8 protein-coding genes are annotated in these 12,830 nt (G+C 73.3%); 4 read left to right on the forward strand and 4 right to left on the reverse strand.

The features are described 5' to 3' along the window. The first annotated feature begins 19 nt into the window (after window positions 1–19). Window positions 20–2,872 carry an ATP-dependent helicase C-terminal domain-containing protein gene (locus ACFVHO_RS07265; RefSeq protein ID WP_385711098.1) on the forward strand — a complete coding sequence of 951 codons (2,853 nt, stop codon included), beginning with the start codon at window positions 20–22 and terminating at the stop codon, window positions 2,870–2,872. Between the two features lie 18 nt (window positions 2,873–2,890). Here the strand turns inward: ACFVHO_RS07265 and ACFVHO_RS07270 are convergent, their stop codons facing one another. From ACFVHO_RS07270 to polA, 4 genes are all read right to left on the reverse strand, one after another. After that, window positions 2,891–3,889 (reverse strand): DUF3068 domain-containing protein, encoded by a 999-nt coding sequence (locus ACFVHO_RS07270; RefSeq protein ID WP_385711100.1) that lies wholly within the window; start codon window positions 3,887–3,889, stop codon window positions 2,891–2,893. Window positions 3,890–3,900: 11 nt separating this feature from the next. Next, window positions 3,901–4,035, reverse strand: a complete 135-nt coding sequence (locus tag ACFVHO_RS07275) for an SPW_0924 family protein (RefSeq protein WP_385711102.1) — start codon at window positions 4,033–4,035, stop codon at window positions 3,901–3,903. Between the two features lie 186 nt (window positions 4,036–4,221). Further along, a complete protein-coding gene (locus ACFVHO_RS07280) occupies window positions 4,222–5,985 on the reverse strand; it encodes a lytic transglycosylase domain-containing protein (RefSeq protein ID WP_385711104.1) in 1,764 nt (587 codons plus the stop codon). A gap of 442 nt (window positions 5,986–6,427) precedes the next feature. Further along, entirely contained in the window at window positions 6,428–9,238 is a 2,811-nt protein-coding gene (polA, locus tag ACFVHO_RS07285) for a DNA polymerase I (protein ID WP_385711105.1), read from the reverse strand. A gap of 123 nt (window positions 9,239–9,361) precedes the next feature. Here polA and ACFVHO_RS07290 point away from each other — a divergent pair, with 123 nt between their 5' ends. From ACFVHO_RS07290 to ACFVHO_RS07300, 3 genes are all read left to right on the forward strand, one after another. After that, the gene (locus tag ACFVHO_RS07290; protein WP_385711107.1) at window positions 9,362–11,641 is read left to right on the forward strand and encodes an FdhF/YdeP family oxidoreductase; all 2,280 of its coding nucleotides are present in this window, start codon (window positions 9,362–9,364) and stop codon (window positions 11,639–11,641) included. Between the two features lie 82 nt (window positions 11,642–11,723). After that, the gene (locus ACFVHO_RS07295) at window positions 11,724–12,221 is read left to right on the forward strand and encodes a PaaI family thioesterase (protein ID WP_385711109.1); all 498 of its coding nucleotides are present in this window, start codon (window positions 11,724–11,726) and stop codon (window positions 12,219–12,221) included. Window positions 12,222–12,343: 122 nt separating this feature from the next. Next, window positions 12,344–12,508 (forward strand): hypothetical protein, encoded by a 165-nt coding sequence (locus ACFVHO_RS07300; RefSeq protein ID WP_385711111.1) that lies wholly within the window; start codon window positions 12,344–12,346, stop codon window positions 12,506–12,508. The last annotated feature ends 322 nt before the right edge of the window (window positions 12,509–12,830 follow it).

A 12,830-nucleotide genomic window follows, 5' to 3' on the forward strand; every position in this document is an offset into this window, starting at 1 on the left:
GGCGTACGAGACTGGGGGCGTGATCCGTGACGACGCCCTGAGACTGCCCGTGCGCGACGCGCTGCCCGCCCTGCGCGATGCCCTGGAGGGGCCGGGGTGCGCCGTGCTGTGCGCGCCGCCCGGCACGGGCAAGACGACGCTCGTGCCGCTGACGCTCGCGGGTCTCGTGCCCGGCCTCGGTGCCGGAGGTGCCGGGGACGGTGCGGTACGCCGCGTCGTGGTCGCCGAGCCGCGGCGCATCGCCGCCCGGGCCGCCGCACGGCGGATGGCGTGGCTGCTCGGCGAGAAGGTCGGCCGGAGCGTCGGCTACACGGTGCGCGGGGAGCGCGTGGTGGGCCCGCACACGCGCGTGGAGGTCGTCACGACCGGGGTGCTGCTCCAGCGCCTCCAGCGGGACCAGGAGCTCGCGGGTGGCGGCGGGGTCGACGCCGTGGTGATCGACGAGTGCCATGAGCGGCATCTGGACGCGGACACGGTCGCGGCCTTCCTGGTCGACGTGCGCGAGACGCTGCGGCCCGAGCTGCGGCTCGTGGCCGCGTCCGCGACGACGGACGCCGAGGGGTGGGCGCGGATCCTCGGCGGTGCCCCCGTGGTGGAGGCGGCGGGGACCGCGCACCCCGTGGACGTGGTGTGGGCGCCGCCCGCGCGGCCCGTACGGCCGCCGCACGGCATGCGCGTGGATCCGGCGCTGCTCACGCACACGGCGTCGGTGGTGCGGCGGGCGCTGCGGGAGCGGGACGGGGACGTGCTGTGCTTCCTGCCCGGGGTCGGCGAGATCGGGCGGGTGGCCGGGCAGCTGGGGGATCCGGGCGGCGTCGAGGTGCTTCAGGTGCACGGGCGCGCTCCGGCCGCCGTGCAGGACGCGGTCCTCGCGGGCGGTGAGCGGCGCCGCGTCGTCCTCGCGACGTCCGTGGCCGAGTCGTCCCTGACGGTGCCGGGGGTGCGGATCGTGGTCGACTCCGGGCTCGCGCGTGAGCCGCGGGTCGACCATGCGCGCGGGCTCAGCTCCCTCACCACCGTGCGGGCCTCGCAGGCCGCCGGGCGGCAGCGGGCGGGGCGGGCCGGGCGGGAGGCGCCGGGGGCGGTGTACCGGTGCTGGGCGGAGGCGGAGGACGGGCGCCTGCCGCGGTTCCCCTCGCCGGAGATCAAGGTGGCCGACCTGACGGCGTTCGCGCTCCAGGCCGCGGTCTGGGGAGACCCCGGCGCGGCCGGGCTCGCCCTGCTCGACGCGCCGCCCGCCGGGGCGATGGCCGCCGCGCGGGACGTGCTCGTGGCGATCGGCGCGGTGGACGGGGTGACGGGGCGGGTCACCGAGCGGGGCGTACGGCTGTCCCGGGCCGGGGTGCATCCGCGGCTCGCCCGGGCCCTCCTGGACGCCGCGCCCCGGGTCGGCGCCCGGCGGGCCGCGGAGGCCGTCGCCCTGCTCAGCGAGGAGCCTCCCCGGGAGTACGGGGACGACCTGGCGGCGGGGCTGCGAGCCGCCCGGCGGGGCGCCGACGCCTATGCCGCGCGCTGGCGGGGCGAGGTGGGGCGCCTCACGTCGGCCGTCTCCGCGTCCTCCGGCGGCTCCGGGCCGACCGATGCCGCGCCCCTTGCCGGGGGCGCCGTGGACGCCACCACCGCGTCGGCGCCCGCACGGCACTCGGAACCGGGCGAACCCGGCCCCGTCGGGACTCCGCCGACCCACGCCACGCCCCGCACCGGCGGCACCGTCGACCCAACCGCCGCGTCGGCGCCCGCGCCTTCGGCGCGGGACATCTCCCACCCACCCGCCCATGACTCGGAACCGGGGGTACCGAGCGCCGACGCTCCCCAAGCCGGACCCGACCCCCGTCGCTCGGGGCCCCCGGACGCGAACGCCGCCGCCCCCCAGGAGAAGGCCCCCGACGACCTCGTCGTCGGCCTCGTCGCCGCCCTCGCCTTCCCCGAGCGCATCGCCCGCCGCACCGACGACGGGACGTACCTGATGGTCGGGGGGACCCGGGCCGAGGTCGGGGGTGGGTCGGGGCTCGCGGGGGCCGGTTGGGTCGCTGTGGCCGTGGCCGACCGGGCCGCGGGGGCGGGGCACGCGCGGGTGCGGCTCGGGGCCGTCGTCGACGAGGGCGTCGCGCGGGCGGCCGCCGCGTCGGCGCACGCCGAGCGCGACGAGGTCGCGTGGGCCGACGGGGATCTGGTGGCGCGGCGCGTGGAGCGGCTCGGTGCGGTGGAGCTCGTGGTGCGGCCGATCAAGGAGCCGGACCCCGGTCTCGTACGGGAAGGGCTGCTTGAGGGGCTGCGGCGCGAGGGGCTCGGGCTGGTGCGGTGGAGCCGGGACGCCGTCGCCCTGCGCGACCGGCTGCGGTTCCTCCGGCGGCACCTCGGGGAGCCCTGGCCGGACGTGTCGGACGCGGCGCTCCTTGAGCGCGCCGACGACTGGCTGGAACCCGAGCTCGGCCGGGCCCGGCGCCGCGCCGACCTGGGCCGGATCGACGCCGGGCAGGCCCTCACGCGGCTGCTGCCGTGGGCCACGGGCGAGGCGGTCCGCCTGGACGCGCTCGCGCCGGAGCGGGTGGAGGTGCCGAGCGGGTCACGGGTGCGGGTCGACTACACCGATCCCGAGCAGCCCGTTCTCGCCGTGAAGTTGCAGGAGATGTTCGGGCTCGACGACACCCCGCGCGTGGCGGGCGTACCGCTCCTCGTGCATCTGCTCTCGCCCGCGGGGCGCCCGGCCGCCGTCACCGCCGACCTCGCCTCCTTCTGGCGCGACGGCTACCGCGCGGTCCGCGCCGAGCTGCGCGGGCGCTACCCCAAGCACCCGTGGCCGGAGGATCCGGCCGGTGCGGCACCGACCCGGTACACCAAGGCCCGGCAGGAGCGCGCCCAGCAGGGGTGAGCCGGGGCGGGCCCGGGCTCACGCGTTGGCCGGCTGCGGCTCGGGCTCCGCTTCCGCCGCCGGTGCCGGGTCGCCCGGCCTGCGGCTGCGGGCCTCCAGCCAGAGGGACAGCGCGAGCAGCAGCACGCCGAGCCCCAGGAAGCCCCAGGGGAGGTACGAGGTCAGCAGGAGCACCAGGACGCGCTGGGACTTGACCAGGTCGACCGTGCTCTTGATGTAGTCCTCGCGCATCTTCACGTGCCCGGCGAAGACCGTGACCTTGTCGCGGCCGCCGAGCAGGGTGCCGCCGCGCAGTTCGTTGCGCTGGATCTCCTCGCCGTAGACGGGTGCCCCGGTGGTCGGGTCGACCCAGAACTTGCGGACCGTGGTGTACCAGCGGGTGGTGCCGGTCTTGGCGAGGGACTCCGGAGTGATGCCCTTGACCGGCATCGTCTTGGGGAAGGGGACCTTGGTCCAGGGGATGGTCTGCTCGAAGTAGTAGACCTCGACGCCGCGGAAGTCCTGGGTGCCCTTGTAGTGGATGGGCCTGGTGATGCGGGCCTGCGCGTCGAAGTACTCGTAGTCGCGCTTCTCGGTCAGGAAGGGCCACTTGAACTCGATGCCCTGGCGCTTGACGGGGTCGCCGTCGACCATCTCGCCGGTGGCGTGCACCGGTTCCTGGCTGTGCGCGTCGAAGATGTAGCGCTCGGGGATCTTGGAGACCATCTTGCCCTCGGCGTCCTGTACGTAGGAGAGGGCGTCCCAGACCACGACGTCGCGGTCGGCGCTCTTCTCGATCTTCTCGGACGCCTCCACGTTGCCCTTGAGCGTCTGCACGATGGTGACCTTGGGGACCTTCTTGGCCTTCATCGTGCCGTAGTCGATGAGCGTCGGGTTCTTGGCCTCGAGGACCGCCTCCTGGTACTGGCTCGGCGGGATCTTGGCGAGGCGCGGGAAGGCGTACCAGCGCATGAGCGGGGACATGGCCGCGAAGAACACGGCGAAGGCGAGCAGGACCAGGCTGGCCTTGCGGCGCATCTCGGCCCTCCCTACGGGTGCTTGGGGACGGTGGTGAGCAGCGGCTTGGGCGAGGTCTCGCCGGCCGGGGCGCCGATGGCCGTGATCGTGAGGACCAGGGCGAGGGCGACGGCGAGGCCGGTGGCGGCGGCGATGAGGGCACGCATGCGGGCCTCCCGAGGCGGTCGGAACCGGGAACTGACTCTGCGTCAGGGCGGGGGCACCGTAGCAACGGACAGGCCAGATGAGAACACGTTGCACACACGGCGACCGCCTCCGGCCCGTTGCGGGCCGGAGGCGGTCGGGTGCTGCGTGCGGGCGGCGCTCGCGCCGGGGCGCGGGCGGGTGGCTGCTTACGCGGTCGGCGAGGCGGACTCGGTCGGCGAGGCGGACGGCGAGGCGGGCGCGGCCACCTTCAGTTCGACGGTGAGCGTGGCGCCGCCGTTGGTGACGATCCGCAGGAGGTACGTCCCGGCGGTGTCGTCGGCGTACATCTTCGGAAGCAGCAGCTTGCCGTCCTCGTCGGTCTTGAGGCCCTTGAGGGTGCGTACGGGCTTGCCGTCCGCGCCCTTGAAGTAGGGGCCCTTGTCGGCGGCGGTGCCGTCCTGCGCCGACTTGATCATCGTGGCGGTGGCGGCGACGCCCGCGGCGCTCTCGCCCTTGTACGTCGCCTTGACCTCCACCTGGTCGGCGAACTCCTTGCCGGTCTCGCAGACGAGCGCCTTGTCGCTGGTGCGCGCCAGCTTGTCGGCCTGACGTGCGGTGACGGTCGCGGGGACCTCGACGGCGGTCAGGGAGCGGTCCACGACCCGGGCGCGGACGGTGAACTCGCCGGTCCGCTCGCCCGCCTCGATGACGGGTGCCGTGGCCGTGCCGGTGCCGGTCGTGGTGACGGTGACGCTGCGCGCGCCGCCCTCGAACCGGGTGTCCGTGTCACCGGAGATGGTGAACCGGACCTTGACCTTGGGCACGCCGAGGCCGGTGCGGTTCTCCGCCTTGGCCGCGACCCGCCCGGCGAAGGCGTCGCCCGCGGTCGCCGTCAGCTCCGCGGCACCCGCGTTCTCGAGGCGGCTGACCTGCTCGGACGGCGAGGGCTTGGGCGGCTTCGGGGGCTTGGGCTCGTTGGGCTTGTCCGGCGGCTTCGGGGTCCCGGGGTGGGTACCGGGCTTGTCCCCACCGGGCGTCTTGCCGGGCTCGTGGGGCTTGGGCAGCGGCTTCGGCGGGGTGGTGCTCGGCGGCGGCGTGGGCGTCAGGGGCGGGTTCGACGCGCCGGGCGAGGGCCGGTTCTCGTCGCTGCGGTCGTCGGGCAGGACGCCGGTGCCGTCGGGGACCTCGTGGGTGCCCTTGCGGTAGTACTCCAGCCACGACAGGACCGTGTTCAGGTACTCCGTGGAGCGGTTGTAGCTGAGGATCGCCGCGTGCAGGTCGTCCTTGTCGGCGAGGTCGCGGCCGCCCGCGCACAGATAGTGGGCGGCGCCGAGCGCGGCGTCGTAGATGTTGTTCGGGTCCTTCTTGCCGTCGGCGTTGCCGTCCTGCTGCCAGCTCGCCCACGTCGAGGGGATGAACTGCATCGGGCCGACGGCGCGGTCGTGCGTGGTGTCGCCGTCGAAGGCGCCGCGGTCGGTGTCGGTGATCTTCGCGAAGCCGTTGCCGTCGAGGACCGGGCCGAGGATGGGCGTGAGGGTCGTGCCGTCGGCGTCGACGCGGCCGCCGCGGGCCTGGCCGGACTCGACCTTGCCGATGGCGGCGAGCAGTTGCCAGGGCAGGTTGCAGCCGGGCCGGGACGTGCGCACGGCCGCTTCGGCCTTCTTGTACGCGTCGAGGACCGTGGCCGGCAGGCCCGCCTCCTTGTCGCCTATGGCCACGCCGCCACCGGGCTTGGAGCTCGGCGGGACGGGGCTGTGCAGCGGCGGGAGGTCCGTGTAGTACGGCGAGTCACCGGTGGCGGAGTCGCCGTCCGGCGACGGCGTGGTGTCCGCGGCACCCGCCCGGTCGTCCCGCGCCTGGTCGTTGGTCACGCCCGGGGCCTGCGAGGCGGCCAGCGCCGCCACCGCGGCGGCGGCGACCGCGGTGGTCACCGCGGTCCTGCGCACCCGACTGCCGAATACCGCCGCCATGTCCGTGAACCCCTCCCCTTGACGACCCGGCCCGTACGTCCCGGCGCACCCGCGCGCCCTTGACGGAACGACTCAGGCGACACTACGACAACTTCCGGAGCCCAGACACCCGTTCGTGCGCCTTTCTGGCCGGGGGCCTCGGGCTGTGTCACTAATACCCCACGGCGTGGCATACCGTCGATCGCCTTTCGGCTCGTCCTCAAACGCCGGACGGGCTGTGTTCATCTTGCCCACGCATCCTGTGCGGCTCGCGGAGTCGCCCCACCCGGACACATATCGAGCCTGTTCGGCAACCGAGGACGAGCGCACAGCACGACCGACAGCAACCCCGAATCGAGCCCGTCCGGCGATTGAGGACGAGCGCGCAGCGCGATCGGGGGCGCCCCCGGGCAACGGAACCAGAAGCCCCACGCCCAGAGGCACCCCGAACCCCAGCCGGAGGCTAGTGCGCGGCCGACTCCCAGTCGGGACCGACGCCCACCGACACATCCAACGGCGCTCGCAGCGAAACCGCTCCGGACATCTCCCGCCGCACCAGCTCCTCCACAGCGGCCCGCTCCCCCGGAGCGATCTCGAGCACGATTTCGTCGTGGACCTGGAGCAGCATCCGCGAGGCCAGCGCCGCCTCGCTCAGCGCACGGTCCACGTTCAGCATGGCGATCTTGACGATGTCGGCCGCCGTGCCCTGGATCGGCGCGTTCAGCGCCATCCGCTCGGCCATCTCGCGCCGCTGCCGGTTGTCGCTGTTGAGGTCGGGGAGATAGCGGCGGCGGCCGAGCATCGTCTCCGTGTACCCCGTGGCGCGGGCGTCGTCGACGACGCGGCGCAGATAGTCGCGCACCCCGCCGAAGCGCTCGAAGTAGGTGTCCATCAGGGCACGTGCCTCGCCCGCCTCGATGCCGAGCTGCCCGGACAGGCCGAAGGCCGAGAGGCCGTACGCCAGGCCGTACGACATGGCCTTGATCTTGCGGCGCATCTCCGCGTCGACGCCGGAGCGCTCCACGCCGAACACCTGCGAGGCGACGGTGGTGTGCAGGTCCTCGCCGGAGGTGAACGCCTCGATGAGGCCCGCGTCCTCCGACAGGTGGGCCATGACGCGCAGTTCGATCTGGCTGTAGTCGGCGGTCATGAGGGACTCGAAGCCCTCGCCGACGACGAAGCCGCGGCGGATCGCCCGGCCCTCGTCGGTGCGCACGGGGATGTTCTGCAGGTTCGGGTCCGTCGACGACAGGCGGCCGGTGGCGGCCACCGTCTGGTTGTACGTCGTGTGGATGCGGCCGTCCGCGGCGATGGACTTGACCAGGCCCTCGACGGTGACGCGGAGCTTGGCCTGCTCGCGGTGGCGGAGCATGATCACGGGGAGTTCGTTGTCCGTCTGGGCGGCGAGCCACGCGAGGGCGTCGGCGTCCGTGGTGTACCCCGTCTTCGTCTTCTTCGTCTTGGGCAGGCCCAGCTCGCCGAAGAGGACTTCCTGGAGCTGCTTGGGCGAGCCCAGGTTGAACTCGTGGCCCGCGGCCGCGTGCGCCTCCTTCACGGCCTGCTGCACGGCGCCCGCGAACTGCTGCTCCATGGACTCCAGATGCGCCCGGTCGGCCGCGATGCCGTGCCGCTCCAGGCGGGCCAGGAGCGTGGACGTGGGCAGCTCGACGTCCGTGAGGAGACCGGCGGCGTTGACCTCCTTGAGGCGCTCGCCGAAGGCCGTGCCCAGGTCGAGGATGGTGCGGGCCCGCACCATCAGCGCGTCGGCCTCGGCGCCTTCCTCGTCCTCAGTGCCGAAGGCCAGTTGTCCGTCGGCCGCCGCGGGCACCAGCTCGCGGCCCAGATACTCCAGGGACAGCGCGTCCAGGTCGAAGGAGCGGCGCCCGGGCTTGACCAGATACGCGGCGAGGGCGGTGTCCATGGTGACGCCGGCGACGCTCCAGCCGTGCTCGGCGAAGACCCGCATGACGCCCTTGGCGTTGTTCATGACCTTGGGCCTGTCCGCGTCGGCGAGCCAGGCCGCGAAGGCGTTCTCGTCGGCCTCGTCGAGCCGCGCCGGGTCGAACCAGGCGGCCGCCCCGCCCGCCCGTCGCCCGCCACCGCCCTTCTGGGGAAGCCCTGCGGGCTGCACCTCCTGATTCGCGGCGAGCGCGACCTCGGTGACGGAGCCGGTGCCGAGCTGCCAGGAGTCGACCGTGGCCACGCCGAGGACGGCCTTGCCGTGCTCGGCGAGCCAGGGCGCGAGCTCGCCGGAGCCGAGCACCGAGCCGTCCAGGTCGATGCCTTCGGCGGCCGGTGCCTCCTCGACCTCCTCGGCGCCCGGGTCGACGGCGAGCAGCCGCTCCCGCAGCGAGGGGTTGCGGATCTCCAGGGTGTCCAGGACCATCGCGAGGCCCTTGCGGTCGTACGGAGCGCGGGCCAGGTCGTCGACGCCCTTGGGCAGCTCCACGTCGCGGACCATCTCGGTCAGGCGGCGGTTGAGCTTCACGGCGTCCAGGTGGTCGCGGAAGTTCTGCCCGGCCTTGCCCTTGACCTCCTCGGCGCGCTCGACCAGCTCCGCGAACGAACCGAACTGGTTGATCCACTTCGCGGCCGTCTTCTCGCCGACGCCGGGGATGCCCGGGAGGTTGTCCGACGGGTCGCCGCGCAGCGCCGCGAAGTCCGGATACTGCGCGGGCGTCAGGCCGTACTTCTCCTCGACCTTCTCCGGCGTGAAGCGCGTCAGCTCCGAGACGCCCTTGGTGGGGTACAGGACCGTCACGTGCTCGGTGATCAGCTGGAAGGAGTCGCGGTCGCCGGTGACGATCAGGACCTCGAAGCCCGCCGCCTCGGCCTGCGTGGCGAGCGTCGCGATGACGTCGTCGGCCTCGAAGCCGTCGACGGCGAACCGCACGGCGTTCATCGTGTCGAGCAGCTCGCCGATCAGCTCGACCTGGCCCTTGAACTCGTCGGGGGTCTTGGAGCGGTTCGCCTTGTACTCCGTGAACTCCTCGGAGCGCCAGGTCTTGCGCGAGACGTCGAAGGCCACCGCGAAGTGCGTGGGCGCCTCGTCGCGCAGCGTGTTCGCCAGCATCGACGCGAAGCCGTAGATCGCGTTCGTCGGCTGGCCCGTCGCCGTCGTGAAGTTCTCGGCGGGCAGCGCGAAGAACGCCCGGTACGCCAAGGAGTGCCCGTCCATCAGGAGCAGGCGCGGGCGCCCGCCCTCGGCCGGGGTCGCCTTCTTCGCCGTCTTGTCGACGGCCGCGGACTTCTTCTTCGCTGCTGTTTCTGCCACGCACCCGATCCTGCCACGCCCCACTGACACTCCGGTCATCCCGAGCCCGCCCGGCCGCTGTGTCAGCCCTGCGTGGGAGGATCGGAGACGTAGGTCACGTATGCGCTCGAAGAGGAGCAGGCCATGGCAAGCAAGCCGCCCAAGGGTGATCCGGTCCAGGACGCGCCGCAGGTCACGGACGCCCCGCACGCAGCGGCCGGGCTGCCCGCCATCGGTCACACCCTGCGCGTCGCACAGCGGCAGATGGGCGTGCGGCGCACGGCGCTGACGCTCCTTCGCGTCAATCAGAAGGACGGCTTCGACTGCCCCGGCTGCGCCTGGCCCGAGCCGGAGCACCGACACAAGGCGGAGTTCTGCGAGAACGGCGCGAAGGCGGTCGCGGAGGAGGCGACGCTGCGCCGGGTCACGCCGGACTTCTTCGCCGCGCACCCGGTCTCCGACCTCGCCACCCGCAGTGGGTACTGGCTGGGCCAGCAGGGCCGCCTCACCCACCCCATGTATCTGGCGGAGGGCTCCGACCGCTACGAGGCGGTGCCGTGGGAGCGGGCCTTCGACATCGTCGCCGAGGAGCTGGCCGCCCTCGGCTCGCCCGACGAGGCGCTCTTCTACACCTCGGGCCGCACCAGCAACGAAGCGGCGTTCCTGTACCAGCTGTTCGCGCGCGAGCTGGGCACGAACAACCTCCCCGACTGCTCGAACATGTGCCACGAGTCGTCGGGCTCGGCCCTCACCGAGACCCTCGGCGTCGGCAAGGGCAGCGTCCTCCTCGAAGACCTCTACAAGGCGGACCTGATCATCGTCGCCGGGCAGAACCCGGGCACGAACCACCCGCGCATGCTCTCCGCCCTGGAGAAGGCGAAGCACAACGGCGCGAGGATCATCACGGTGAACCCGCTGCCCGAGGCGGGCCTGGAGCGGTTCAAGAACCCGCAGACCCCGCAGGGCATGCTCAAGGGCACCGCCCTCACCGACCTGTTCCTGCAGATCCGCCTCGGCGGCGACCAGGCCCTCTTCCGCCTCCTCAACAAGCTCGTCCTGGAGACGCAGGGAGCGGTGGACGAGGAGTTCGTACGCGAGCACACCCATGGGTACGAGGAGTTCGCCGCCGCCGCGCGCGCCGCCGACTGGGACGAGACGCTCACGGCGACCGGCCTGGACCGCGCCCGCATCGAGGAGGCGCTGCGCATGGTGCTCGCCTCGAAGCGCACGGTGGTGTGCTGGGCGATGGGCCTCACCCAGCACAAGCACGCGGTGCCCACGATCCGCGAGGTCGTCAACTTCCTGCTCCTGCGGGGCAACATCGGGCGGCCCGGCGCGGGCGTGTGCCCGGTGCGCGGCCACTCCAACGTGCAGGGCGACCGCACGATGGGCATCTTCGAGCGGCCCGCGCCCGCGTTCCTTGACGCCCTGGAGAAGGAGTTCGGGTTCGCGCCGCCGCGCCACCACGGCCTGGACGTCGTCCGTGCCATCCGGGCGCTGCGCGACGGCGAGGCGAAGGTGTTCTTCGCGATGGGCGGCAACTTCGTGTCGGCGTCGCCCGACACGGAGGTCACGGAGGCGGCGATGCGGCGCGCCCGGCTGACGGTGCACGTGTCGACGAAGCTCAACCGCTCGCACGCGATCACCGGCGCGCGCGCCCTGATCCTGCCCACCCTCGGCCGCACCGAACGCGACCTCCAGGGCAGCGGCGAGCAGTTCGTGACCGTCGAGGACTCCATGGGCATGGTGCACGCCTCGCGCGGGCGCCTCGATCCGGCGAGCCCGCAGCTGCTGTCCGAGCCCGCGATCGTGTGCCGTCTCGCGCGGCGCGTCCTCGGCCCGGAGTCGGCGACGCCGTGGGAGGAGTTCGAGAAGGACTACGCCACGGTGCGCGACCGCATCGCGCGCGTGGTCCCCGGCTTCGAGGACTTCAACGCCCGCGTGGCCGACCCGGGCGGCTTCGCCCTCCCCCACGCCCCGCGCGACGAGCGCCGCTTCCCCACGGCCACCGGCAAGGCCAACTTCACGGCCGCGCCCGTCGAGTACCCGGCCCTGCCCGAGGGGCGCCTGCTGCTCCAGACGCTGCGCTCCCACGATCAGTACAACACCACGATCTACGGCCTGGACGACCGCTACCGAGGCATCAAGAACGGCCGCCGCGTCGTCCTGGTCAACCCCGACGACGCCCGCGAGCTCGGCCTCGCCGACGGCTCGTACACCGACCTGGTCAGCGAGTGGCAGGACGGCGTCGAGCGGCGCGCGCCGGGCTTCCGCGTCGTGCACTACCCGACGGCGCGTGGCTGTGCGGCGGCGTACTACCCGGAGACCAATGTGCTGGTGCCGCTGGACGCCACGGCCGACACCAGCAACACCCCCGCCAGCAAGTCCGTGGTCGTACGCCTGGAACAATCGGCGACCGACTGAGCGTTCGCTCAGCGACGGGCGCGCCGCCGCGGTGGCCGCCGCGGTTGTTGTCAGGTGGCGTCGACGAACGGAGCACGGCCCGATGGGCGAGCAGCACACGACGAAGTTCCCGCAAGAGGTCATCGACGAGTACGCCGCGCTCGGCGTGGACCTGCCCGCCCTGTTCTCCGCCGGGAACCTCGGCAGGCGCATGGGCGTGCAGATCCTGGAGGCCGCCGCCGACCGCGTGGTCGGCACCATGCCCGTCGAGGGCAACACCCAGCCGTACGGCCTGCTGCACGGCGGCGCGTCCGCGGTCCTCGCCGAGACGCTCGGGTCGGTCGGCTCGATGCTGCACGGCGGCAGCAAGAAGATCGCCGTGGGCGTCGACCTGAACTGCACGCACCACCGCGGCGCGCGCTCGGGCCTGGTCACGGGCGTGGCCACGCCCGTGCACCGGGGGCGCTCCACGGCGACGTACGAGATCGTCATCAGCGACGAGGACGGCAAGCGGGTGTGCACCGCGCGCCTGACGTGCCTGCTGCGGCCGGTCGACGCGATGCCCGGCATCGAGGGGCCCGACGGCGGCTCCCCGGCCTGAGGCCTGAGATCCACGGCCTCAGATCCACGGCTCGGGATCCGAGGCCCGGGCCCCGGGTTCTCCGGTCCGGAAGGGGGCGCCCGGCCATTGCCGGAGCGGGCGCCCCGACCTGGCGTCACCGCATGAGGCCAAGCAGGCTCCGCCCCTCGCACCCCCTCCTGAAGGCCGCGCGGGCCGAGCGCGAGCGCCACGGGGCCGCCGCGGGCCGGAAACTGATGCAGCGCCAGGCACGGGAGAAGTGCACTGTTCGCTACCGCGACGGCGGCCCCGGCGGAAATCCCTGGTAGCGCTCGGGCGGACGCGCCCGCTCCGCCCGCCTCCTGGCGCCCGCCCCGCCCAACTCCCGGCGTCCGCACGGTCCTACGGGACCGGCCCCCCGGCCCCGACACCGCCCGGATAGCGGACACGCGTCGTCACCAACCGTATCCAGAGCGCGCCGCACCGGCGCCACCCGGCACTGCCGTGCGCACACCGTGGTCTTCACCTCAAAAACAGGAGTGCTACGCAAAAACACTCCTGACCGCGCACATTCGCGAAAGCGGAAAAGTGGCACGGAATGCCGGGCTCCCTTTTCTCCCAAGTAACGCTGCGTAATGCACGCGCAATCCC

This window comes from Streptomyces sp. NPDC127108 (genome assembly GCF_042677545.1).
Classification (GTDB): Bacteria; Actinomycetota; Actinomycetes; order Streptomycetales; family Streptomycetaceae; genus Streptomyces.